This window comes from Paraburkholderia sp. LEh10 (genome assembly GCF_017814945.1).
Classification (GTDB): domain Bacteria; phylum Pseudomonadota; class Gammaproteobacteria; order Burkholderiales; family Burkholderiaceae; genus Paraburkholderia.
Map to the genome: position 1 here is coordinate 37,001 of NZ_JAGIPX010000045.1, position 24,392 is coordinate 61,392.

General features: G+C 60.6%; 18 protein-coding genes and 2 pseudogenes. 6 read left to right on the forward strand and 14 right to left on the reverse strand.

Translation table 11 applies throughout. From position 1 onward, the window contains the following. Nucleotides 1-45 precede the first annotated feature (45 nt). The 13 genes and pseudogenes from J8I87_RS29955 to J8I87_RS30015 all read right to left on the reverse strand — a co-directional run bounded on the left by J8I87_RS29955 (nt 46) and on the right by J8I87_RS30015 (nt 16,143). On the reverse strand, nt 46-1,050 hold the full coding sequence (locus J8I87_RS29955) for a hypothetical protein (RefSeq protein ID WP_209935775.1): 1,005 nt from the start codon (nt 1,048-1,050) through the stop codon (nt 46-48). An 18-nt stretch (nt 1,051-1,068) separates the two neighbouring features. Continuing rightward, nucleotides 1,069-3,747 carry a DEAD/DEAH box helicase gene (locus J8I87_RS29960; protein WP_209935801.1) on the reverse strand — a complete coding sequence of 893 codons (2,679 nt, stop codon included), beginning with the start codon at nt 3,745-3,747 and terminating at the stop codon, nt 1,069-1,071. A 513-nt stretch (nt 3,748-4,260) separates the two neighbouring features. Next, nucleotides 4,261-4,371 (reverse strand): annotated as a pseudogene (locus tag J8I87_RS29965) (type II toxin-antitoxin system ParD family antitoxin); the annotation flags it as partial. A 234-nt stretch (nt 4,372-4,605) separates the two neighbouring features. Further along, a complete protein-coding gene (locus J8I87_RS29970) occupies nt 4,606-4,809 on the reverse strand; it encodes a cold-shock protein (RefSeq protein WP_209935776.1) in 204 nt (67 codons plus the stop codon). A 227-nt stretch (nt 4,810-5,036) separates the two neighbouring features. After that, complete coding sequence (locus J8I87_RS29975) at nt 5,037-5,642, reverse strand: hypothetical protein (protein ID WP_209935777.1); 606 nt, start codon at nt 5,640-5,642, stop codon at nt 5,037-5,039. Between the two features lie 620 nt (nt 5,643-6,262). After that, nucleotides 6,263-7,201 carry an electron transfer flavoprotein subunit alpha/FixB family protein gene (locus J8I87_RS29980; RefSeq protein ID WP_209935802.1) on the reverse strand — a complete coding sequence of 313 codons (939 nt, stop codon included), beginning with the start codon at nt 7,199-7,201 and terminating at the stop codon, nt 6,263-6,265. A gap of 31 nt (nt 7,202-7,232) precedes the next feature. After that, nucleotides 7,233-7,982 carry an electron transfer flavoprotein subunit beta/FixA family protein gene (locus J8I87_RS29985; RefSeq protein ID WP_209935779.1) on the reverse strand — a complete coding sequence of 250 codons (750 nt, stop codon included), beginning with the start codon at nt 7,980-7,982 and terminating at the stop codon, nt 7,233-7,235. Continuing rightward, complete coding sequence (locus J8I87_RS29990) at nt 7,979-9,619, reverse strand: GMC family oxidoreductase (protein WP_209935780.1); 1,641 nt, start codon at nt 9,617-9,619, stop codon at nt 7,979-7,981. Before J8I87_RS29990 ends, J8I87_RS29985 begins: the two co-directional genes overlap by 4 nt. Further along, entirely contained in the window at nt 9,616-10,839 is a 1,224-nt protein-coding gene (locus J8I87_RS29995; protein ID WP_209935781.1) for a CaiB/BaiF CoA transferase family protein, read from the reverse strand. Before J8I87_RS29995 ends, J8I87_RS29990 begins: the two co-directional genes overlap by 4 nt. Next, a complete protein-coding gene (locus tag J8I87_RS30000; protein ID WP_209935782.1) occupies nt 10,832-12,610 on the reverse strand; it encodes an FAD-binding protein in 1,779 nt (592 codons plus the stop codon). The genes J8I87_RS29995 and J8I87_RS30000 overlap by 8 nt, the downstream gene beginning before the upstream one ends. A 12-nt stretch (nt 12,611-12,622) precedes the next feature. Further along, on the reverse strand, nt 12,623-13,804 hold the full coding sequence (locus J8I87_RS30005) for an acyl-CoA dehydrogenase family protein (RefSeq protein WP_209935783.1): 1,182 nt from the start codon (nt 13,802-13,804) through the stop codon (nt 12,623-12,625). A 20-nt stretch (nt 13,805-13,824) separates the two neighbouring features. Next, complete coding sequence (locus J8I87_RS30010) at nt 13,825-14,649, reverse strand: HpcH/HpaI aldolase family protein (RefSeq protein ID WP_245254259.1); 825 nt, start codon at nt 14,647-14,649, stop codon at nt 13,825-13,827. Nucleotides 14,650-14,661: 12 nt separating this feature from the next. Then, nucleotides 14,662-16,143: an NAD-dependent succinate-semialdehyde dehydrogenase gene (locus tag J8I87_RS30015; protein ID WP_209935786.1), complete on the reverse strand. Its 1,482-nt coding sequence runs from the start codon at nt 16,141-16,143 to the stop codon at nt 14,662-14,664. 244 nt (nt 16,144-16,387) lie between these two features. Between J8I87_RS30015 and J8I87_RS30020 the strand changes: the two genes are divergently transcribed. Genes J8I87_RS30020 through J8I87_RS30035 form a run of 4 tightly spaced genes read left to right on the forward strand, consistent with a single transcriptional unit; the run spans nt 16,388 to nt 21,056 of the window. Further along, entirely contained in the window at nt 16,388-17,416 is a 1,029-nt protein-coding gene (locus J8I87_RS30020) for a TRAP transporter substrate-binding protein (protein WP_209935787.1), read from the forward strand. Between the two features lie 35 nt (nt 17,417-17,451). Continuing rightward, on the forward strand, nt 17,452-19,365 hold the full coding sequence (locus J8I87_RS30025; protein WP_245254260.1) for a TRAP transporter large permease subunit: 1,914 nt from the start codon (nt 17,452-17,454) through the stop codon (nt 19,363-19,365). Between the two features lie 32 nt (nt 19,366-19,397). After that, nucleotides 19,398-20,108 carry a GntR family transcriptional regulator gene (locus tag J8I87_RS30030; protein WP_209935788.1) on the forward strand — a complete coding sequence of 237 codons (711 nt, stop codon included), beginning with the start codon at nt 19,398-19,400 and terminating at the stop codon, nt 20,106-20,108. A gap of 18 nt (nt 20,109-20,126) precedes the next feature. Further along, nucleotides 20,127-21,056, forward strand: a complete 930-nt coding sequence (locus J8I87_RS30035) for a D-2-hydroxyacid dehydrogenase (protein ID WP_209935789.1) — start codon at nt 20,127-20,129, stop codon at nt 21,054-21,056. 788 nt (nt 21,057-21,844) lie between these two features. On the opposite strand, the pseudogene J8I87_RS45090 reads toward J8I87_RS30035, so the two are convergent. Continuing rightward, nucleotides 21,845-22,044: pseudogene (locus tag J8I87_RS45090) on the reverse strand (IS6 family transposase); the annotation flags it as partial. A 1,494-nt stretch (nt 22,045-23,538) separates the two neighbouring features. Here J8I87_RS45090 and J8I87_RS30040 point away from each other — a divergent pair. Next, nucleotides 23,539-23,784: a hypothetical protein gene (locus J8I87_RS30040; protein ID WP_245254261.1), complete on the forward strand. Its 246-nt coding sequence runs from the start codon at nt 23,539-23,541 to the stop codon at nt 23,782-23,784. 1 nt (nt 23,785) lies between these two features. Beyond that, nucleotides 23,786-24,172, forward strand: coding sequence for a hypothetical protein (locus tag J8I87_RS30045; protein ID WP_209935790.1), 387 nt, complete (start codon nt 23,786-23,788; stop codon nt 24,170-24,172). Nucleotides 24,173-24,392 lie beyond the last annotated feature (220 nt).

The window sequence follows — 24,392 nt, forward strand, 5'->3', positions numbered from 1 at the left end:
GAGAAGCAGGTCTTCGATTCAAGCGGTGAAATGCGGGATGCAAGATCACCCGCGGCGTTTCGCGGATTTCGATGTGGCAGGCGGACGTGCAGTCGGCTTTTCAGATGCAACCGAACGGGTAGCCTTCGACGTGCCGGGACCAGTGTCGTCCTTCGCCTTTTTCAGGGCGGCGGCGCCGGACTTAGCGGTCTGCGTCGCGACCTTGCCTTTCGGTGCCGATTTCACGGTTCCGGACAACTTCTTCGGCGTAGTCAGAGTAGACTTTCTCGCTTTTTGCGAAATGGATGGTTTGCGCGTGCTGCCTCGGACCTTGTCGGCATCTGCAAAGGGTTCCGTGTCAATGTCGATACCGAACACATCGCCTAGAACCGCATTGTCGAGCAGCTTGCCAGACGCCGGGACGGCTTTCCCCGCACCGGACAAATTCGCGCTTGTGTTATTGACGAGATCGGAAGGGTCAACGCCACGTAACGTAAAGAGCAATTCGGGCTGCTGGTCGAGCCGTGCGCCGATGCCATACAGTACTGCCGCGACGTGCTTGCACATCACAGCCCAATCCAGGCAGTCGCAGCCGAACCTGATATCTTTCGGTGCGGGGAAAAGCCCGGTGCCGGGTTTGCAGATGCGGCCCATCACGGCAGCCGATAGCTTGCCCAGCAGCAATTCGACGATGGAGTCAATCGACGACGAACAGTCGGCGCTCAACGCGCGCCACTGCTTTTCAGGACAGGCTGCGACATCAATATTGATCTCGTACAGGCTGGATCCCATGACCTGCGCATGGATCTTGCCAGCCGTAATCTGCAGATCGATCACCGAACCATTGCGCACGTAGGTGCGACCTCTCGGCAGGCGACTGTCGTAGTCGCTGTAATGCTCCAGATTATCGCACCACGCTTTGCCCCAGAAAGTCTTCGCAATCGCGCCGCGATACGGTGCGATGGGTGACAGGGTCCTGCCATCCTTGATCGCTCTGGCGACCAGCTGCTCCGCTTTTTTTCGGCGCTCGGCCACCGGCACGTATGGTTTCCATCCACCGAAATTAGCCATCAGCGTTCCTCTCAATGATCAGTTTTCCTGCGCGCAATGAATATCGAGCCTGACAAGATCGAGCAGCTCCCGGTCACTCATCTCGGTCAGCTGCAGTTCCGCACCGCCTTCAAGCACATCCTTCACCAACTGCTGCTTCGTTTCGATCAACCGGTCAATCCGATCCTCGACCGTACCCTGGCAGACAAACTTGTGCACCAGAACATTCCTGCACTGGCCAATGCGAAATGCCCGATCGGTCGCCTGATTCTCTACGGCGGGATTCCACCAACGGTCGAAGTGAATCACGTGAGAAGCCGCTGTGAGATTGAGTCCCGATCCTCCTGCTTTGAGCGACAGCACAAAGAACGGTGTCGATTCGTCTTCCTGGAATTGCCTGACCAGTTCGCGCCGTTTGCCTACGGGTGTTCCGCCATGGAGAATCAGGCCCTCCCTGCCGAAAAGCGATCCAAGGAACGCGGCAAGTGGCTCGGTGGTCTCGCGGAATTGCGTAAACACCAGTACCTTCTCCTGCTTCGCCGCGATCACGTCGACCAACTCCCGCAGGCGGGCAAATTTGCCGCTGGCTTCGGGGCTCCACGCCGCGTCGCCAAGCCACTGGGACGGATGGTTGCATATCTGCTTGAAACGCATCAGGTAGCTTAATACGATGCCTTTGCGTTCAATACCGTCGGCGCCGTCAAGCGCCGCCGCCAGGTCCTTTACCGCGCGTTGGTACAACGCGGCCTGAACGGGGCTCAGGTGACACCATGCTTTGAGTTCGGTTTTTTCGGGAAGATCTGCGATAACACGCTTGTCTGTTTTCAGGCGGCGCAAAATATAGGGCCGCACAAGCGTGCGAAGCGGACCGAAATGCTCGATTTTTGCCAAACGCCGGCTGAGATCGGCAAACTCCTTCGCCGACCCCAACAGGCCCGGATGCGTGAAATCAAAGATGGACCACAGATCCGACAGGCGATTTTCCACCGGGGTACCCGTCAGCGCGATGCGTGACTGTGCCTGAAGCTTCTTTACCTGTTTCGTCTGCCTCGCACCGGGATTCTTGATCGCCTGGGCCTCGTCGACAATTGCGATCCGCCACTGGATCGTTTCCAAAGCGGGTTGACGCAGCAGCGAACCGAAACTGGTAATCACGAGGTCTGTCTGCGTGAGCCGGGCACCGTTCAGTGCACGTAGTTCTTCTGCTGGCGTCATCGACGGGTGAGCCACCAGCACACGCAGGCCCGGTGCGAAGCGTTCAGCTTCTGCTGCCCAGTTTGCCAGCAGGGACGCGGGTGCGACCAGCAGGCTCGGGGGCGAGTCGGCCTGTTCGCGCTTCAGGATCAATAGCAGGGAGAGTACCTGCATCGTCTTTCCGAGGCCCATGTCGTCGGCCAGACATGCACCCAGCCCGAGCCGGCTAAGCAGGTATAGCCATCGCACGCCGGCTTGCTGGTACGGCCGAAGCTGGGCTCTCAGGTCGGGGCCCGGATCGACTTGCGCCAACCCTTCCGGTTTTCGCAAATGCCCAAGTGTCTCTGCAAGCCAGTTTCCAGCAACGACCTCTGCCCAGTCGCGCTCTTCGCAGCCTTCAGATTCGTCTCCTGACACACCCGCCAGGAGACGCAAGGCATCGTTCAATGGCAGTCCTGATTGCGCGGCCTTCTCCAGACTCTCAAAACGTTGCAGCACGTGGCCAAGCTTTTTCGTGTCCACTTCGATCCAGCGCCCGCGAATCCATTGGAGACCATCGGCGCCTCTGAGCAGATGCCGGATCTCGGCAGGACTTAACGCCTCGCCACCGAGCGACACCTCCATTCTGAAGTCGAGCAGCGCATCCTTGCCGAGGAGCGACGGAGGCTGCGCCCCAACGCTGGCCTTGACCACAGGTCGCGCGGGGCGCCCCATCGTCCAGGTAGCCGGCAGCCGAACCATGATTCCGGCAGATCCCAGAGCGGGTAGATCGCAGAGAAGGCGGTAGGCGTCAGCCGGCATCCAGCGCAACGGGTGGTATATTTCGCGCGATTCGAGCATCGCACGAAGCCAGTCGCAGCGTTCAGCGGCACGCCGAACCGGCATCAGGAGGGAGAGCAGCTTCGCCTTGTTCCGCGCACCGGAAAATTCCTCGAGCGCCCGTGAGAGTGGTTGATGTTGTGTCTTGCCATGGGCCGAGATGCGCGCTGCGTAGGTTGCGAGGAAGGCGAATGGGGCTTCAGGATCCTTGCGGTTTTCGGCAAGGTTGAAGTGAACACGGCCCACAAGATTCCAGGCCGGATGACGCGACCTGAGAAATGCCTGAAGCGACTCCCCTGTGCTTGCCAACTCATCACGCAAAGCGATGTCGATTTCGCCCCACAGTGCCGCCAGAACATCCGGCGCGAGATATTCGGCACCTGTCATGGGCGGCGCATCTTCGATCAGCCTGTCGAAGTCCCCTGTGTCCGGTTGAGAGACCGCGACTTCCTCGCCTTCTGGCGTCGTGCATAAAGACGTGACATAGCGCGCCCCAAAGTCGCGCCACCATGCCCACGCAGGCGGCAGTGCACGCCCTATGGTTGCGCTCCCCAGATAGAGCAGCCCATGACCCGTGCCGCGCCTGAAGGAAGCACCCAGTGCAACGTCATCTGGCAAGGCAGGCGCATCGACGTCTGGCGTTGCAAGGAGGTGGCCTGCCGGCGTGATTCTTGGCGCGAGACGATCGCTATCGTTCGAAGACATGGATGGTCGAGAGGAAAGTTCCTGGGGCGAATGGCGGTTCGAATGCAGGCGGGCAAGTAGCCTCGCGGGCAGATCACGTAATATCCATCTACCATCAATCTGTATAAAGATACAGTACTTCCGGAAGGTGTGATGGAACACCTGATCAGGGTCTACAACGAGAGAGGCCGATAACCGCTCGACTGGCTTCGCCGGCAGGTTGGCGACGCGACGATTGCCAGCGCCGTCGAGCGGTGTGCTGTATCCGGCAAGCCGTATCTCTCCGCTGTTTGCAGACGCCTTGGTGTTCGAGCCGAACACTCTCTGGCTACCATGCGGAGCATCCTTGCGGCGCGAACGCCGTCAGCAAAACTGGGCTACCTGGCCTACCCGTTTTCGTTGAGTAACCACGGGGGAATATCCTGCACGCGATGGAGCACGCGCCAAATTTCAACGTGATCGGCGCGATCTAGATAGAAAACGAGGTGCGGGTAACGTTTGAGCGGCCACGACCCAAGTCCAGGCAGATCGAGGGCGGATCAGTTCGCGGACATATTCGCTGCTGGTGCCATAGCCCCGTTCGTTCACCTGCTCATCGACGAAGCTCTTCAGCGTATCCGGTAAGGAAATGTTCATGGTCGTCATGGACCAATCATAGGAGGCTTGCCAAATTTTGCCAAAAAGGCGGTTCGCCGGGCTGACATATTCAGGGCGCGGCCATTTGGCGTTGAGCCGGTTCATGCAACCGGCGCCGGCATCCGGTGACGCTCGCAGCCCGTTTCCTGAGGGCAACCGGCTGGCCCGCCTGCGGCCCCATCACAAAACGGAAATGGCCCACAACGGACCATTGACTTTGCAGAATGGGGTTATCGAAGCCGGTTACAGCGGTTGAATGTTTGCCGCCTGCTTGCCTTTGGGTCCCTGCTTCACCTCAAAGCTCACCTTCTGATTTTCCTGCAGTGACCTGAAGCCTTTAGCCTGAATTTCGGAGAAGTGCGCGAACAGGTCTTCGCTACCGTCGTCCGGTGTAATGAACCCAAAACCCTTCGCATCGTTAAACCACTTTACTGTACCTGTTGCCATTTTGCCGTCGTTTCCAAAACCGTTGTAGTGAATTCCGACCGGCACCCGCCGATCGCACTATCTATTTTTACCTGATGGACTTCGATCTAGCAACAGGCATTTTCGAGGGCCAGAGAGACATATCGTTGTCACATTACTGCGCCAGGAGGCGCCGCACCACACAAGAAAATGCAAACCCGGTGGCAAACGGTCAACTCCGACTCTAAATCAGCTGCCGATATGGCTAACTAATTCGAGCGGAATGTTCTGTCAGTTCTTGCGGTCGTCTTACATACCTCATGAAGCAAATTCAGGTCGGAAGTACCTAATGTATTTTCGACTGACCGATCGGAGACTGCTTCAATGTCGGCCAACGAGAAAAAGTGAGTGCACGCCGCTAAATACGACCCTATCACCGTCGGATGACTTCCATCGGGCTCGTATAGGTCGATTTCAGGTCGCAGTCTGCGAAACTGAGCCCAAGCCAAGCCGACTGGGATAACTCTGGCACTGGTCGCTTTAGCCAAACCCTGAAACGCCGTAACGATATTTGCCTGCGACGCCGGGTCATTCTTCCGAGCCCAAGTCATGTACAGATATGGCTTCGCACCGGAGATTTGAATCTCATCGACGAATCTTCGCACATGTTCCTGCATGCTTTTCAATGCACGGAGCGGTCGAGTGCTTTGGTCCTGCAACACGACCGCATTCCATTTCTGGGCGGCTAGACGCTTTTGGACTTCGCCCCGGTTCCAATGCGCCGCAAGCGATGCTCCGCCAAATGCGATGACATCTGCCTTCACCCGCAGATCGGGAATGCTTGTCTCAAGGAGGCTGGCAAGCATCGTTGGCATATCGTTCCTCGTTGTATAGCTATTGCCAACAAAGAGGACTCGAAACTCGCTGCTCATGGTGATGGGATGTAACGACGCGTCCGCGAATCGATGTGATGACTCAACGACATATTAATGTTCATCTACTTCATCCACATAGTACGCCGATTGAACGCCGGTCGCCTGTGCGATGTCGAACAAGCTTCCCCAAGGTTGGTAGAAACAGGTCCGACGGGCCCGCTTGCCATTGGCCTTCGGGATAAACACCTTCTGATAGGGTCCGGCCGGTAAGTTTCCTGCCTGAGCGCAAGCGCCAGTTCGCCGAGCCACTTCTGCACTCCGTACGCTTCGACCTCCGCGAAGTCCTGCTGATCGACACCCGCGACACTGAGCGTACGCATGCGCCAGCACATCCTCGGGATAGATCTTGTCGTACAGAGCGTAGAAGCGGTACCCGGCTTCTGCCTTCGGTTTCGCGGACACCTGCTCGGACGCCACGGGCCTGGTTTGTCTACCGACTTGACTTCCAGATGGCACGAACCGAACGCAGTGCGTGCGTACGTTGCGCATGCGAATGTCTGCGCGTGCACAGCTTCGGCTCGTCGAGCAAACTCAATCGGGGGCGAGCCATGGCGACGATTCTAGCCGTCGATCGCTCCAGTAAGCTCTGGCGCGACCGTAAAAAGATCGCCGACGACACCGTAGTCCGCGACACCGAAAATGGGCGCTTCCGGATCCTTGTTGATCGCGACGATCACTTTCGAGTCTTTCATGCCGGCGAGGTGCTGGATCGCACCCGAGATACCCACGGCCACGTACAGTTGCGGCGCGACGATCTTGCCGGTTTGCCCGACCTGATAGTCGTTCGGCACGAAACCCGCGTCGACTGCGGCACGCGAGGCGCCCAGCGCGGCGTTCAGCTTGTCGGCGAGCGGTTCGAGCACCTTCGTGTAGTTCTCGCCGTTGCCCAGACCACGGCCACCCGAGACGATGATCTTTGCCGACGTCAGTTCCGGACGGTCCAGCTTCGTCACTTCACGGCTCACAAACCGTGAGGTGCCCGCATCGGGCGCTGCTTCGATCTTCTCGACCGTTGCACTGCCGCCTTCGGCTGCGATTGCATCAAAGCCGGTCGTGCGTACCGTGATGACCTTGATCGGGTCTTGAGATTGCACCGTCGCAATTGCGTTGCCCGCGTAGATCGGACGCTCGAACGTATCGGGTGAATCGACTGCCGTGATGTCGCTGATCTGAGCGACGTCGAGCTTCGCGGCGATACGCGGCACGATGTTCTTGCCGTAGGCGGTGGCCGGAGCCAGGATGTGCGAATAGTCCGTTGCGATATTCAGCACCGTCGCTTCGATGTTTTCCGCGAGGCCCACTTCGAGTTGCGGCGCATCGGCCAGAAATACTTTGCTAACGCCCGCGATGTTCGCTGCCGCGTCGGCTGCGGCCTGCGCGTTGTAGCCCGCGACCAGCACGTGAATGTCACCGCCGATCTTCTTCGCGGCTGAAATAGTAGTCAGCGTCGCGGCCTTGATCGACGCGTTATCGTGTTCTGCTATTACCAGGCTAACCAGATTCGTCATTTGCTCTGTCTCCACGTTCTACCTAAAGCACCTTCGCTTCCGTCTTCAGCTTCTCGACCAGCGTCTTTACGTCCGGCACTGTCACACCAGCGGAGCGCTTGGGCGGCTCGGCGACTTTCAGCGTCTTGAGACGCGGCGTGACATCGACGCCGAGGTCTTCGGGCCTGATCGTTTCGAGCGGCTTTTTCTTCGCCTTCATGATGTTCGGCAACGTCACGTAGCGCGGCTCGTTCAGGCGTAGATCAGTTGTGACCACGGCGGGAAGCGTCAGCGACAGCGTTTCAGCTCCGCCGTCCACTTCGCGCGACACGCTCGCCTTCCCGTCAGCCACAACAACCTTCGAAGCGAACGTCGCTTGCGGAAGGTTAGCCAAAGCGGCGAGCATCTGCCCGGTCTGATTCGAGTCGTCGTCGATGGCCTGCTTGCCCAGCAATACCAACGAAGGCTGTTCCTTGTCGACCAGCGCCTTGAGCAGTTTGGCAACGGCCAGAGGCTGCAGGTCTTCGGATGACTCGATCAACACAGCACGATCCGCGCCTATCGCCAACGCCGTACGCAGCGTGTCCTGCGCCTGAGCTACACCGCAAGAAACCGCCACCACCTCGCTAACCACGCCGGCTTCCTTCAACCGCACCGCTTCCTCAACCGCGATTTCATCGAACGGATTCATCGACATCTTCACGTTCGCAATGTCGACACCTGTGCCGTCCGACTTGATCCGGACCTTCACGTTGTAGTCGACCACTCGCTTTACACCTACCAGCACTTTCATACCGTCTCCTTCGAATATGTCGAACCCGTGCGCGCCGCCATCGGCGAACGGATCATGTCAGCTGCGCGCTCGGCCAGCATCAGCACCGTCGCATTGGTGTTGGTCGAGGTTATCGACGGCATCACCGACCCGTCGACGATGCGCAGGCCGGTCGTTCCGCGCACCCGCATTTCAGAATCGACGACGCTCATTTCGTCCTCTCCCATCCGGCACGTGCCAACCGCGTGATACACAGTCGAGCCATTGTCACGCACGTATTGCAGTAACGTCTCATCGGTGTCCGCCTGACGGCCTGGTACGGTTTCGTCGACGATGTAGCGGGCGATCTCGGGCTGCGCGAAGATCCGGCGGCCGATCTTGAGTCCTTCCACCATCGTGTTGCGGTCCAGTTCGCTGCTGAGGTATGACGGTGCGATCGTCGGCGCTGCCGCGATCTCGCTGCTGGTGATATGCACGTGCCCACGGCTTTCCGGGCGCATCTGCCAGACGCCGCAGGAGACGCCGGGCTCCGACTCCAGCACTCCGATCCGGCCCTCGACGAAGCTGCCTGGCGCGATCACGAACTGCACGTCGGGCCGGGTTGCGAGCCGTGTCTGTGCAAAGCCGCCGACGATCGCCGCACTATAGGTCAGTACGCCGGTCCCCGACACGACGTAGCGCATCATCTCGCGCGCGAGCGCGAGTCCGTGCGAGCGCTCGTTCGCGGTTCCTGCACCCCGTACCCGATAGCCGAGCCGGACTACATAGTGATCTTGCAAATTGTTGCCGACGCCCGGTAACGCGATGCGTGTTCGAATGCCCGCATTGTCGAGCACGTTCTTATCGCCGATGCCACTCATTTCGAGCAGCCTGGGCGTGCCGATCACGCCGGCGCTTAGAATGACCTCGCGGGTCGCGCGAAACTGCATCGAAACGCCTGCGGTCGTCGTCGCATTGACGCCGCTCACGTGCTTGCCGTTCATTTCGAGCCCGGACACCTGGACGCCGGTCACAACCGTGAGATTCGGCCGCGCCATTGCTGGCCGCAGATAACCGCGCGCTGCGCTGGACCGGCGACGTCCGTCGCGCGTTTGCTGGTAGTACCAGATCGACGGACCGCGCGTGTCGCTGTTCGGATCATCTACAAAATCGAGACCGGCCTTTTGGGCGGCTTGCACGACCGCAGCGCAAATCTCCGGCGGATTCTCCACCCGGCTGACCTGGATCGGACCATGCGTGCCGCGTTGCGGACTGTTGCCCTCGGTCCACGTTTCGGAGCGGCGGTAGAACGGCAGACAGTTGCCGAAGGTCCAGCCCTTGGCGCCCGACTGCTCCCAGCTATCGATATCCTCCGCAAACGGGCGCACATAAAGCAGGCCGTTGATCGCGCTGGACCCGCCGAGTCCGCGTCCACGCGGAAACAGGATTGCACGGCCGCTGGTCTCGGCGTCGGCCCGCGTGCGATAGCGCCATGTCACGGTTGGATGATCGAGCAATCGCACGAAGCCGGCCGGTACGTGGATGAACGGGTGACGATCGCGCTCGCCGGCTTCGACAAGAATCACTTTGACGTTCGGGTCTTCGGTCAGGCGGTTTGCGAGCACGCAACCCGCCGTCCCCGCGCCGACGATTACATAGTCCGTTGTGTACGATTTCATGACTTCTCTCCGACCGCGGCCGGTTCACGACCTTCGAGTGCTGCGATCTCCTCCTCGGCAAAACCGAACTCGGCAAGTACTTCAGCTGTGTGTTGTCCGAGCGTAGGCGGCGGACGGCGGTAAGCTACCGGGCTGCCGTGAAAATTCACCGGACTCGCGATGTTCGTTACCCTGCCCGCAAGCGGATGCTCGATCTCGACGACTGCGTGGTTATGCGCGATCTGCGGGTCCTCCGTCAACGCGGTGTGATAGTCCTGCACGATCGCGCACGGCACGTCCGCGGCACTCAGATGCGCCACCCAGTATTCGGCGGTATGCAGCAGAAACTGCTGTTCGAGGATCACGTCGAGCGCATGCCGATTCGCAGTCCGCGCGGTGTTGCCGACAAAGCGTTCATCGCTCAGCAAGTCTTCGCGGCCCAACGCCCGGCAAAGGTTCTGCCAGAATTTTTCGGTGAAGCAGGCTGCAAAGAAATAGCGGCCATCGGACCCCTGATAGTTGCGATACGGCACCATCGTCGGATGGCCGCTGCCGAGACGCTCCGGCGCTTTGCCGCTTCTCAGCGTCTCGCCGTCGCGCGGGATGGTGCTGAAAAGCGCAGCCGACAGCAGCGACGTATCGATGCGCTGACCTTCGCCGTGCCGTTCGCGATGCAACAGCGCCGCAGAGATGCCGAACGCGAGCAGCGCAGCCGCGCCGAAGTCCGGCAACGGCGCCCCGAGCCGAACCGGATTGCCGCCGGCTTCGCCCGTCATGTCCATGAGACCCGCCACGGCCTGCACGATCGGATCGTTCGCGGGCCATGCGGCGTAAGGACCGCTTTGTCCGAACGCCGACACGCTTGCATAGACGATCATCGGATTGCGCGCTTTCACGGTCTCGTAGCCGATGCCGAGGCGATCCACCGTGCCCGGTCGAAAGTTTTCGACGACGACATCCGCCTGCTCCGCCATGCGCAGAAACGCATCGCGTCCTTTCGGCGACTTCAGGTCGAGGCGGATGCTGCGCTTGTTACGGTTCTGCGACAGGAACTGCACGCTTTCGCCTTCGACGAATTGATTACCGAGATTGCGCGAGAGGTCACCGGCCTTCGGTTCCTCAACCTTGATCACGTCCGCGCCGAGGTCGGCAAGCAGCACGGTCCCGACGGGACCCGCGGTCATGACGGTGAGATCGAGAATGCGGTAGCCCGACAACGGGCCGACTTGCTTCTTATCCATGATTTGCCACCTGGGAATGCGATGCGTCCGTGAGTTCGGGACGGGGGTAATCGAGCACGTCGAAGGCGAGACGGAACGGGTCGGCCTCACCGCGCGTGATGGTCAATGCATGACCGAAACGGGCGTCGTCGCGCTCAGGACAGTCGGTGCGATAGTGGCTGCTGCGCGATTCGCGCCGCTCGATACACGCCTGCACGATGACGTCGGCAGTCGTCGCCATGTTGTCGATCGTCAACGCATCGATCACCTGCGGCGGCGTGGCCGCGCCCCCTGCGGCAAACTCGGCGCGCGCCTCGCGAGCGGCGGCTAACGCGATGTTCAGACCGCTTTCCGTCTTCTCGACGAGGCAATGCGCCTGCATCGCTGCACGCAGATCGGAGGCGATACGTTGAGCGTCGAACGACGCATTCGGTTTCAGCGCTGTTTCGAGGCGCCGTGCAAGTGGCGCCACATCGGACGTGCCGGGTGCCGCGCTGCCGCGTGCGAATGCGGCCGCACCCACGCCTGCGCGATGGCCGAAAACCTGACCTTCGGCAAGCGAGTTGCCGCCCGGACGATCCGGACCGCGCACGCCGCCCGCGAGTTCGCCGATCACGAAGAGCCCCTCGATGGTCGACATCGCGTCGGTGTTGGTCATCCGGACACCGCCATTCAGGCATTGAAAAGCAATCCCGACGTCGAGCAGATCACGCTTCGGATCGAGTCCCTTGGCGCGCATCCAGCGCATGGTGTTCGGAATGGCGGCCGCCAACCGTTCCTCGGCGATGTCGGCGAAAGAGAAATGCACCGCGCCGCGTTCCGTGCCTCTGCCCTGCGCGATTTCCGTTGCGATCGCGATATCGATATAGCGCGACTCGTTCGAGATCGTGAACGGGAACACTTTCTCGTCCATCGCAGCCTCGGGCGTCACGCCCGTTGGCAGATAGTCCGGGAGGAATTCGTGACCGTCGCGATTGAGCATCTTCGGATGCAGGATGAAGCACGACTTGCTGAAGAGTTGCACGTAAGGGTGCACCATCGCCGGCCCGAACTGGTGGAACTCCATGTTCACGAGTTCTGCGCCGTGGCGGAAGCAGATCGCCTGGCCGTCACCGGTCATCTCCGCTGTCGACACCTGCTGCGAGAACAGACCGTGCGCGCCGCCCGTGCCAAGCACGACGGCCCCCGCCGAGACCACCAGCAGCCGCCGCGAATCGAGGTCCATCGCAACCACGCCGCTCACGCGCCCTGTCGAATCGCGCAGAAGGTCGATCAACGCCGCCGGCTGACGGGTCTCGACACCGAGCTTTCTGGCTTGCTCGGCGAGCGCGCCCACGAAGGCCTTGCCGGTTTTGCCCTTCACGCCTAGCGCGCGCGCATAGCTGCCGAAGTCGCTGCGGATGAGCTTATAGCCATCGTCGACGCGGTCGAACGGCACGCCGAGTTCGATCAGGTCTGCGATGCGCTTCGGTGCGTCCTCCGCCAGAACGCGCACCAGGTCGCGGTCGATGAAGCCGGCTGCCGGACGCATGGTGTCTTCGTAGTGCACGGTTGCGCTATCGTCGGGACTGCCGTAGCCGGATGCCCCCATGCTCATGATTTCGCTAGCGCCGTGCACCGTACTGCCACCCTGTCCGACGGGCGCCTTGGCCAGCATGAGGACCTTCGCACCCGCCTGTGCCGCCGACACGGCAGCACGCGACGCCGCGCCGCCACCGCCGACCACCACTACGTCGGCTTGCGCGTAGTCGACGCCAAAGCCGAATTTCTCCAATGTCCGAACTGCCGTCACGTCTGTCTCCGCTTACGATTTGAGCGCGCGCGCCACGATGTTGCGCTGAATTTGATTGGTGCCGCCGAAGATCTGGAACATCTTGGCTTCGCGGTAATGACGCTGCATCGCGTATTCGGCGGAGTAGCCATTGGCACCCATGATCTGGATGCCGTCGGTCGCGACCTGCACGTAGGTGTCCGACGCGAAGTACTTCGCCTGCGACGACTCCACGTCGCAGTTTTCGCCTTCGTCGAGCAGCTTCGCCGCCCGAAACGCCATCAGGCGAGCGGCATCCACGCGCGTCTGCATATCGGCGAGCAGATGCGACACGGCCTGGAAATCGATGATCGACTGCCCGAACTGTTTCCGGTCGTTCGCATACCAGCGCGCAAGATCGATCGCCGCCTGTGCGCCGCCCACGCACATCGCCGACAACGCGATGCGCTCCTTCGACAGCACCGTGGTGAGCTTCTTCCAACCCACGTGCAAGCCGCCCACGATCATTTCTTTCGGGACACGCACTCCGTCGTACACCACTTCGCAGGTCCGGATAGCGTGGCCGCCGAGCAAATCGATCGGATTGATGGTCAGGCCTCTGGATTCCTTCGGTACGAGGAAGAGGCTGATCCCGTCGTGCTTCTTCGCTTCCGGATTGGTGCGCACCGCGGTCAGAATGTAGTCGGCCTGCAGCGCGCCGGAAATCCACATCTTGGTGCCGTCGAGAATGAAGTCGTTTCCGTCGGCCACGCCGCGCGTCGTCAGCGAGGCGGCATCCGAGCCGGAGCCGTTTTCGCTCAGTGCGAAGGCAAGAAAGGCACGCCCTTCGGCTAGCTTCGGCAACACCAGAGCCTTGATATCGTCCGGAGCAAAGCGCGCCAGCGCGCCGCCCACCATGTTCACGTTGGCATTCCAGAAGCGCGCGAGCGCGATGGTGTGATACGCGACGACCTCCAGATACGCGGCCATGTCGAGATAGCCACCGACGCCGCCGTACTCTTCGGGCAGCGTGATGCCGAACCAGCCCTGTGCGGCGGCCACCTTCACGAGTTCCTCTGGGAAGCGCTTCTCTTCGTCGCACTGGCGAACGTATTCCGGCGATGCATGGCGCGTCAGCACCCGATTCACCGAATCTCGAAATTCGAATTGATCGGCATTCAGATAGGGTTTCAGGTCGCGCCGGTTGACCAGATTGCTTGCGTATTCGGGATTCACTCTGTTTCCTCCTTGTCCGATCAGTACACCTTGCGTTGAGCCATGTCTTGTTCGGCTTGGCCGAGCGGGATTGCACGCAACATCTCCGAACGCGACTTCGCCCCCGTCATCAGGAACGCAAGATCCGAGCCGCTGAGAATGAAACGCGCGCCTTTTTGCACGTAGGCGGTCATCAGTGCCTCGTCGTACACCCCCCCGACGCCCGGCACCTTGCCGTGCCGGTGACATGCGGCGCACACGGCGTCGACGGCGGCCGCTACACGCACATGGCCGAGTTGTCCGGTGATACCGAGATCCGCCGCGAGATCGGTCGCGCCCACCAGCAGCACGTCGATGCCCGGCACCGCCGCGATCGCGTCGGCGTTCTCGAGCCCTTCGCGGGTTTCGATCATCGCCACGACCAGCACTTCTTCGTTGATCGCGCGAACCACATCGGCGATCGGAAGAGCCTGGAAGCCGACCTGCGGCAACATGCCCGGGATCGACCGCCCGCCGGCAGGCGGGAAGCGGCACATGTCGGCGATCCGCGCGGCCTGTTCGGGCGTACTCACGTGCGGCACCACGATGCCCATCGCGCCGGTATCGAGCAGTCGAGTGGCGTGGAACGGCTCGTGCCCCGGCACGCGGATGATCGGCGTCACACCGCCCACCAGAGCGGCGGCGCAAATCTGGGCGGCCGTGTCGATGTCCATCGAATTGTGTTCCATATCGATGAACAGCCAGTCGAAACCCGCCGTCTGCGCGATCTGCGCAATGTCGACGGTGCGGGCCTGGCGCAGCCCCATGCCGAGTGCCAGTTCACCCGCGGCGAGTTGTGCTTTCGCGTGATTCTTGATGGTTTTCATGATGGATTCCATTCAGGCGGTGCCGTCGAGCGGCTCGTCGTTCGCCAGTTCCAGGTTGATGAATTTGGTGTCCATGTAGTCGCGGATCGCGTTCGGTCCGCCTTCGCGTCCAAACCCGCTGTCCTTGCTGCCGCCGAATGGCGTCTCCGCCGTCGACGCCACGAACGTGTTCACGCCGACCACGCCGGCCTGCAAGCGCTCCGTGGTTTCCAGCGTGTTGCGCATCGAGCGCGTGAAGACATACGCCGCGAGCGCGAACGGCAGCCGGTTCGCCTCGGTGATGACTTCGTCCATCGTCGTGAACGGGGTGAGCGTCCCGACCGGGCCGAACGGCTCGTCGTTCATCAGGCCGATGTGCGAAGCGGGGTTGGCGACGAGCGTCGGCTCGTAGAACCAGCCGCGACCGAATTGCGAGGGGCGTCGGCCACCGCATAGCACGCTGGCGCCTTCACTCACGGCTTCATCGACGAGACGTTCGATCGCGTCGCGGCGCTTCGACGTGGTCAGCGGACCGAGATCGGTGTTCTGCTGCAACGGATCGCCGACGCGCAGCGCTTCGGAGCGCTCGACCAGCGCCTTCACGGTCTTGTCGAAGATCGATTCGTGGATGTAAAAACGAGTCGGCGATGCGCAAACCTGGCCCGCATTTCGGAACTTGCCCAGCGATGCCAGATGCGCAAAAGCGCCGATGTCAGCGTCGCGATGCACGATCACGGGCGCATGGCCGCCGAGTTCCATCGTGACCTTCTTGAGGGTCTTCGCGGACATTTCGACGATCTGACGGCCGATAGGCACCGAGCCGGTGAAGCTGATCTTCGCCACGCGCGGGTCGGCCATGATCGTCGGCGTAACCGTGTCGGGTTTGCCGATCACCAGATTGACCGCGCCCTCGGGGAACCCGGCATCGACGAAACAGCGCACCAGTGCCATCGTCGCGCCGGCCGCTTCGTTTGACGGCCGGATCACGATCGTGTTGCCGGCGGCCAGCGCCGGGCCCATCTTGCGGGCCAGCAGTAGCAGCGGGAAATTCCACGGCGTAAAGGCGGCGACCACCCCGAGCGGCTCGTAATGCACCAGATACCGTCCGCCCTTGACGCGACTTTCGTAAGACATACCGAACACACGGCGCGCTTCATCGGCGAACCAGTCGATCGACTCAGCGGACGCAATCGCTTCCCCACTGGCCTGTGCGATCGGCTTGCCTGTTTCCAGCGCGACGATTCGCGCGAGCTGCGGCGTGCGTTCGCGGATGAGCGCCGCAGCCCGGCGCAGCAGCGCCGAACGCTCCCACGGCGTGAGCTTGCGCATTGCGGCTGAGGCCTCGGTCGCGGCGTCGATGGCCTCGGTGACCTGTGCCTGCGTGGCCAGCGGCATATAGCCCAGCCGCTGTTCCGTCGCAGGATTGATCGAAAGCTTGCCGTTGTCAGCCGTCGCGGCTTGCCAGCGTCCTCCGAGCAGCAAGCCGTGCTCGCGGTAGTGCGCCTCTAGTTCCATTTGCTTCCTCCTGATAGGTATCGCGGATGCTCCCGGCTTTGTAGGTGCTTTCCCGGGAAGTCATTGCATGCACTCTTTTTCTTATAACAACATCTTGACACCGAAGTGTCAACACTTTTATAGTTTGTGTCAGCGAAATATGATTCGTCGCATACACTTTCAGTAGCCGAGGTTCACAACAAGAACGCCACCGGCGCCGCCGAATGCGTCATCCAGCATTTCCTTTCCATGGAGCGAGACGAAAATGAGTGTGTATTCCCGTCGTAACTTTCTTCAAACGCTCGGAGCCGCCACGGTGGCGGCGATGGGGACCGGCGCCTTGCCGTCGCTCGCTCGGGCGCAGACCGCGCAGTTCAAGCTGAAGTACGCGAACAACCTCGCGCTGTCCCATCCGCTCAACGTTCGCGCGAAAGAAGCCGCGGACGCCATCAAGAAGGAATCCGGCGGCCGTGTCGAGTTGCAGATTTTCCCGAACGGTCAGATGGGCACGGATACCGACATGCTGTCGCAGGTTCGATCGGGCGCCATCGACTTCCTGACCCAAGGTGGCGTGGTGCTGTCGACGCTCGTGCCCGTCTCGGCGATCAACGGCATCGGCTTCGCGTTCAAGGACTACAACCAGGTATGGGCAGCAATGGACGGCGAGCTCGGGAGCCACATCCGCACGGCGATCTCGAAGGTCGGGCTCGTCGCGATGGAGAAACCGTGGGACAACGGCTTTCGGCATCTCACGAGCTCGGTCAAGCCGGTGCAAACCCCGGCCGACCTTAAAGGCTTAAAGATTCGCGTGCCGGTCAGCCCCCTTTGGACCTCGATGTTCAAGGCGCTCGACGCCTCGCCCACCAGCATCAACTTCAGCGAGGCGTATTCGGCGCTGCAAACCAAGGTCGTTGATGCAGAAGAAAACCCCCTCGCGCTGATCGAAACCGGACGCTTCTATGAAGTCCAGAAGTTCTGCTCGTTGACCGGCCATATCTGGGACGGCTTCTGGTTTCTCGGCAACGCGCGGTCTTGGGGCAAGCTGCCGCCGGACTTGCAGACGATCGTGGCGAAACACCTGAATGCGGCCGCAGTGGCTGAACGCGCGGACGTCGCCGCACTGAGCACATCGCTGATCGGGAAGTTGCAGTCACAGGGCATGGCGTTCAACAAGCCCGATATCCAGCCGTTCCGTGCCGCGCTGCAAAAAGCCGGCTTTTACGACCAGTGGCGCAAGAAATACGGCGATGAAGCCTGGGCGTTGCTCGAAAAGTACACGCAAAAGTTCGCATGAGCGCGGACCATCGAAGAGTTTCCGGAGAGCGAGTCATGACTTACCGAGTTCATCCCGAGCAGGTGTTCGCCCACGACATGGGCGCGCCGAAAGACCGACATGCGACATCGAAGGTCGTGCGCTTCGGCAACGCACTGGAGTTGGCCATCAAGTGGATCACCGAAGTGCCCGCCGCGTTGCTGCTGGTGGCCGAGGTCGTCCTGCTGCTCACCAACGTTACCTGCCGCTACGTGCTGCATAATCCGTTGATCTGGGGTGACGAACTCGCGTCGATCCTGTTCATCTGGCTGTCCATGCTCGGCGCGGTGGTGGCGTTGCGGCGTGGCGAGCATTTGCGGCTGACGATGTTCGTCGCCAGAATGTCGCCGCAAAACCGCGCGTTTGCGGAAACGCTTGGAAATTTCATCGTGATGACGTTCGTGCTGCTGCTGGTGCGGCCGGCAACCGATTGGGCGATGGACGAGTGGATCATCAGTACACCGGCACTGGATCTGCCAAATACCGTTTCCGCGGCCGCGATTCCCGTGGCGGCTGCGCTGATGCTCGTGCTCGCCATTACCCGGTTGCTCGAACGCTCGTCGATGCGCGATTGCGCGAAGGCTTTAGCGCTGGTGGGCGGGGTCGCCATTACGCTCTACTTTGCACGGCAAGCGCTTGCGCCACTGACCGCGGTCAGCCTGATCCTTTTCTTCGCCGTCGGCGTGATTACGATCATCTGTCTCGGCGTGCCGATCATGGTCGCCTTTGGCGTGTGCACGTTTGCTTATCTCGCAACCATCACCGGCGCGCCGTTGTCGATCGTCGTGAGCACCATGAATCAGGGAATGTCCAGCCTGATCCTGCTCGCCGTCCCGCTCTTCATCCTGCTCGGCGCGCTGATGGAAGCGATGGGGCTCGCCGAAGCGATGATCCGCTTCCTCGCCTCGCTGATTGGCCATAAGCGCGGCGGCCTCGCCTACGTGCTGATCGGCGCCATGTACCTGGTGTCCGGCATCTCCGGTTCGAAGGTGGCGGATATGGCGGCGCTCGCGCCGGGCCTGTTCCCGGAAATGAAAAAGCGCGGCGCGAATGAAGGCGATCTCGTCGCAATGCTCAGTTCGTCGGCGGCCATGTCGGAAACAATTCCGCCCAGTCTCGTGCTGATCACGATTGGGTCGGTAACCGGCGTTTCGATTGCGGCGCTGTTCACGGGCGGCTTCATGCCGGCCGTAGTCGGCGCGGTAGCACTCGCGGCAGTCGTCTGGTTCAAAAGCCGCGGGGAAATCCTGCAAGGCGTTCGACGGGCCTCCCGGGCCGAGATCGGCCGCGCATTTATGATGTCGCTACCTGCGCTCGCGCTGCCCGTCGTGATCCGCGCAGCCGTGGTGGAAGGGATTGCGACCGCGACGGAAGTGGCCACGATCGGCGTCGCTTACACCTGCGTGGCGGGTTTGTTACTATACCGCCGCTTCGACTGGAGCCGGCTCTATCCTATTCTGGTGGAAGCGGCCTCGCTGTCCGGCGCGATCCTGATCATCATCGGTTGCGCAACGGCGATGGGATGGGCGCTTACGCAGTCGGGCTTCTCCGCGCAACTCGCGACCTTGATGATGGCAGCGCCCGGGGGCTCGCTCGGCTTCCTGGCGATCTCCGCCATTACGTTCGTGATGCTCGGCAGCTTTCTGGAAGGAATTCCGGCAATCGTACTGTTCGGGCCGCTGCTGTTCCCGATCGCGCGTGCGATGGGCATCTCCGACGTGCACTATGCAATGGTCGTGGTATTCGCAATGGGACTGGGCCTGTTCGCGCCACCGCTTGGCCTCGGCTTCTACGCGGCGTGCGCGGTCGGCAAGGTCGATCCGTCAACCGCAATGCGCCGCGTTTGGCCCTATCTGGGGGCTTTGGCGGTGGCCCTCATCGTGATAGTGCTGGTTCCGTGGGTATCGACGGGTTTTCTGCAAGCAAAATAAAGGTATCGAATGGCACAGAAAGGGCAACGGACATGAAAAACGCGTTTAACAGTGAACTGAACGGCAAGGGGAACGCGCGCGCGCCCGAGGTAATTGCGTCGAAGCTCGACGACATTCGCGATCAGGTGCGCGCCATGATTCAGCGGGGGGACTTGCGCCCCGGTGAACGCGTGAATGAGCAGGCGCTCGCAAACCAGATCGGCGTCGGCCGCAATTCGGCGCGCGAGGCCCTGCGCTCGCTCGAACAGGCGGGGCTCGTGCGAATCGTCCCTAATCGGGGCGCCGAAGTACGGCGGCTGTCGCTCGAAGAGGCGATGGATCTCTACGAGATTCGAGCAGGGCTCGCACGCACGGCGGGACGTCTCGCCGCGCTGCGTCTGACCACCGACGAGGAGCAGTCGCTGAGCCTTCTCGTTGACAAGATGGACTCCGCCGTAGCCGAGCGCAACACCTCTCTGTATCAGACTCTGAACACCGAGTTCCACCGTCAACTAATGGCAGCCACCAAGAATCCGCGGCTGATCACGATCAACCAGGCTGTCGAAGACGAGCTGACGCTTTACATCCACAAAGGCGTGTATTCGTTCACGCAGATGCAGCGTTCCTCGAAAGAACACCGCGAGCTTTTCGAGGCGCTGCGTGCGGGTCAGGCCGACGCGGCTGCACAGGCTTTCGAGAATCACGTGCAGACGGGCAAGAAGCGCATGCTCGACACCGTGTCCACGAGCCCGTCCGAACGTTAATGACCTTGGAGTAGCTTGTTGAAAACCATAGTGTTTCTGGACCGCGCGACGCTGTCGGCCGATCTACCCGATTTTCCGTTCCCACATCGCTGGGTTGAATATCCGTCCACTACGCAAGAACAGGTGGTACAGCGCTGCCGTGACGCGCAGATCGTCGTGACCAACAAGGTGCCGCTGACGGGAGAGGTGCTTGCGCAGTTGCCGCAACTGGAAGTGATCGGCGTGCCGGCCGCAGGCGTCAATCATCTGGATATAAAAACATGCCGCCAACGGAGCATCGAAGTAGTCGCATGTCCGGGCTATTCGACGATCTCCGTGCCGGAGCACGCGTTCGCGCTGATGCTCGCGCTGCGCCGCAACCTGGTTCCTTACTGGAACGACGTTTATGGTGGAGGCTGGAGCGGGTCACCCACTTTTTACGCTGAACTGCATCCGATCGCGGATCTGCACGGTTCGACGCTCGGCATCGTCGGCGCCGGTCACGGTGGAAAGCGACTCGCCGAACTGGCCGGCGCGTTCGGCATGCGTGTGCTCTTCGCCGAGCGCAGGCACGCCAAGGCGGTGCGCGAAGGCTACGCTGCATTCGACGAAGTGCTGCGTGAGGCGGATGTGATCAGCCTGCACTGCCCGCTTACCGACGAAACGCGGCATCTGTTCGGTCTCGCCGAATTCGAGCGAATGAAGCGCAGCGCGTCGCTCGTGAACGCCGCGCGCGGCGGCATCGTCGACGAGGGGGCGCTGATCGAGGCGCTCGACCGCAAGCTGATCGCGAATGCCGCGCTCGACGTCCTCGAGCAGGAGCCGCCAGCCGTCGATCATCCGCTGTTGACCAGCGCGCGCACGGATCTGATCGTGACTCCACATGTCGCATGGCGGACTCAGGTGGCGATGCAGCGGCTCGTCACACAGCTCGCGCAAGGCATCGAACAGCATTACGCGCGGCGCTGAGAGCGAAATTCGACGAGGTAGTGTTGCGCCTCCTCAAGCTGCTCCGCGCCGTCGCGGCTGCAAGGCTGAGAGAATCAAGCTTACGATGGAAACAGATTGCTTGTCGTGTCCTCAACGCCCTCCCCTAGCATCGCATCAATAAAGGTGCGAGCCCTGCGATCGACGCAAGTGAGAGCGGCGTTCTCCGAATCGTACATGATGGGATCGGCAACATCCTCCGTGACCTTTTGTGTTGATCTCCTTCTACGCAACGACCACGTGACGCGATACCTCACTATGACACCGTCGAGTAAGCGAATGGTGCGCGGCTCTACACGTGCTGTGATAACAAATCCGCGATATCGTCCGACGATATGATCCTTCATTCATTGAATCCACAAGTCATTGCTTGATTGGCGATGGCGCTTCACGATGCACTATCTGTTACTGCTCGTAGGTCTGAGGCACGGCCGGTTCGTGGATGAACAAGGCGCAAAGAGTGGAAGAGGAGTCCAGTGTAGAAGCGCAGCGGATCTCGTTTCTGCATCGAGCCGGGTTGCGGTCGTACTGGCGACCGTCGACTGATCGCCATTTCCAACGCGATCGCGAGGCACACTGGATCCGCAGCTCGGACGGCCGAAGCGACCACAGGCCCCGTGAACTCCACCCCGTTCAGCTTACGCGATGCGAAGCTGCACCCTTGCTCGGTATAGCCGGAAATCAAGCTAAGAATGGGTTGAATCCTGTTTAGGGATTTTCTTATCTGCGGTAATCGTACTTCCGTGGTGCGACGCGTGTCGCCGTCAGTCGCGCGTCATGTGTGCGAAGCCTGCACCAAACTTCTCGCACGACCGGCCGACCGTCCCGTAGCTGACGACCACGCCATGTTCAACTAGCAGCTCTTCAAAGTCGCGCAGCTCAACCGAAACCGAAAGTACCAGCGAACCGCGCAACTGACGACAACTGCCGGAAAGCGATAGCCGTGATAGAGCGATTTCGTCTTTTTCACCATCACATGTTTCGCGACCGGTTCAGCAACGTGACAACGCCCCGGGGATGTCAATTCCGCGAGATTCTGGCGCAATATGGAGTGCGACAACCGTCGATCAGGTCGGAGGCAAGCGTGGAAAACTCCGTTAGGCTTGAGCTGTTTTGCCGGCTATTCCTCGGTCTCTTCGTAGGCTTTTTTGGCGTGACGGCCGTGCTTTTCGTGCGTTACGAGTCGGGGAGCCAACTGCCGCAATTGAACGTCGCGCGGTCGAAGAGCGCATCGCAAGCCTTGGCGGCCAACGCCCCGGCAGTCCCATTCTCATCCGCTTCCCAATCACGACCGGCAACGCAATTACCCGCTACTGAGGAAAAGACACTCATTGCGTCGTCGACCTCGACTCTAGTCACGTTCATTGCCGCTGTAGTGGCAAACCTCCTAAGTTGGAGGAAGGACAAGCGGGGAACCGGTCAAAGGAAAGCGGGACGCCTCCCTCGAGTTCCTCGAGTCAAAGAAAGACGGAAACGGACATGAGAGAGCTGGCAGAGATGACAGTCCGGAACTGAGGTGGTATACCGCGCGAAGGCGCCCGATCAGGCGGCATTCACGATGTCCCTGAACACCTAGCCGGCGCTGTACCTGATCCTAAATGCGCCATGTGCACGAAGGCGCATCCTGGCGCGCCTCATAAGCGCCCCGCTAACGACAGGTCGATACTGCCGCTTTGCAAAAACTGTACTTGACGCATGCCCGTCGACCTTCAATCGAACGTGAGTTAAATAATTAATCGGGAGGCATGCAATCCGACGGAAGGCTTTGCGGAAAAGAGCGGATCAGGGCGAGCGGGCGCAGACGGCACGACAAACGCCGAGCATACACACGCCATCGCGCAAATCGTCAGAACTTTCCCGAATCGCATCCGCTACGCTCTCCTTGAAGTGATGACTCGAATCCCTGGCCGCTCTGCGAACAGCGTTGCCGCAGGGGCGATGCCGCCTGAACCCCTTCGCTGTACCCGCGACATCCCGGCGGAGCGTCGCGACATTCAGCGGTGCCGGTGTGTCCGCACCCGGCAACATCACACAGTGACACCAATGGTCGACATGTCAACTATATGTGTGAATACGGACAGAACGCCGCAGTGGAGGTAACCCTCGTTTACCGGACAGCGTAACCGCCAGGCACCAGACCATTCCGTCGGGAAAGAGTGGAGCGCCGAGAGATTTCCTCGTCTTCCGCAAGGCCGCAGGCACCACGTCTATCACCCGCGACAGCCTTTTCAAAAGCTCCTCACTTTACTCGGCTCGGTTCCCGACCGTTCGGACGCCGCGATTTAAGCACGCATTGGCGACAGATGGACGCATACAAATAGCTTACATCGCCCTATATAGTAGACATGTCAACGTGACGATGACGTAAATCAACTTCGATAGAGAAGCCGATGTTTCAGAAGGTCATTACGGGCGCGCTCGCGGGATCCCCGCGAGTGAACCGGTGCATGTTAGGAGACTTGATATGGTGACACGTAGCGAATGGGCGAGAGGCACGAGTACTTCAGCTTACGAACCTCTGAATCCCCTCGAAGTCCTCTTCGACGGCGTCAGGCACAGCGGCACATATCGGGTGATGACAGGATCGGTCATCGTCAACTACGGAGGGCAGATCAAGGTCGCTTCGTTTGGCATGGACCGGCCCGAACTGGTTGCCAGGTGGCTCCTGACTGATCTCGTTCGGCGTTCAAGCGGTAAGCCGAAGAAATAACGTGAGATATGAAACTCTTTCCGCCGCAAGCAAGGCGGCTCAAGAAACGTCGCGGATGGAAGGGTCCATTCTGGAAGTCCGCTCCGATACACAGACGTATGAGGTGGTAGCGCCTGGCGTGCCGTCCGAGAAGGCCGGCGTCTGCCGTGTGATCGCTGTCTATGACAACGGCGAGTTAAGGACAGGTAGGAAGGAAAGCGTTGCCGAAACTAAAAGCGGCATATTCTTATTGGTCTATCTGGCCGGAGGCATTCCGCTCATGTTTCTCCTCGCGGCACTTCATGACGTCTTCGGGTACGGATGGAAGCATGTGTTAGGTGCATTCGTCATTCTAACGATAGCGGTAGGATTTTGTTACGCAGTAGGAGACTTTGAGAAAGAAGACTAAGCAATAACCGACACCACCTAGATCGTGAACGCAGCATGGACAGAATGGAAAAGTTTCCCCATCCGACACAAGGCGTTCTCCTCGCACCATTCGCTCCAGGGTGATACAAACTCCGGAACGGCACGCAACGGGCGGTCTTCGGGATGTGTGGGAACGTTTCGCCTATCGTATGTCGTCTCTCCTTCCAAAGGATAAAGGCGGCGCCGGGCGAGCGCAGCAA